This is a genomic window from Arthrobacter sp. ZGTC212, from assembly GCF_002929255.1.
GTDB lineage: Bacteria > Actinomycetota > Actinomycetes > Actinomycetales > Micrococcaceae > Arthrobacter_B > Arthrobacter_B sunyaminii.
Genome location: NZ_PJIJ01000044.1, coordinates 1 through 619, shown reverse-complemented (window position 1 = coordinate 619; position 619 = coordinate 1). Strand labels below are relative to the sequence as shown.

At 63.5% G+C, this 619-nt stretch carries 1 protein-coding gene; it reads left to right on the top strand.

Going from position 1 to position 619, the window contains the following annotated elements; genetic code table 11:
- Positions 1-451, top strand: a 451-nt coding sequence (gene rraA, locus CXQ89_RS17765; RefSeq protein WP_104162204.1) for a ribonuclease E activity regulator RraA, incomplete at its 5' end; no start/stop codon positions are given.
- Between the last annotated feature and the right edge of the window lie 168 nt (positions 452-619).

Below are 619 nucleotides of genomic sequence, written 5' to 3'. Positions count from 1 at the left end.
TGATCTTTACGATGAGCGCGGCGAGGACATTCAGTCCCTCGCCATCCAGTTCCAGTCACTCGGCGGCAGGACACACTTCAGCGGCCCCGCCAGGACTGTCCGGTGCTTCGAGGACAACGCTCTGCTCAAGTCCGTGGTATCCACCCCCGGCGAAGGTGCCATCCTGGTTGTTGACGGCGGCGGGTCGCTCTCCCGGGCATTAATGGGGGACATGATCGCCGAGATCGCCGTTTCCAACGGGTGGTCCGGCGTGATCATCAATGGAGCCATCCGGGACCGCGAAGCGATTTCCGGCCTCCCGCTGGGCGTGAAAGCATTGGGAAGCAACCCCAGAAAAAGCACCAAGACCGGCGCTGGCGAGTCCGACGTTGAACTGACTCTCGATGGTGTCACCATCAGGCCAGGCGCCTTGGTGTACTGCGACCCGGATGGAGTTCTTGTTGAGCGCTGACCCAGCCATTGCCGAACCCGCCCCGCGGGCCACCCGCCGTAAACGTGCGGTACCCTCGGTGACGGGACTCAAGCCTGTGAGCGTGGTCCATGCAGAGCCCGCGTCCTCCGAGGTTGCCAAGGCCCTGCTGGACTACATTTTGTCCGGACAGGTCGCCCCGGGCGAGAA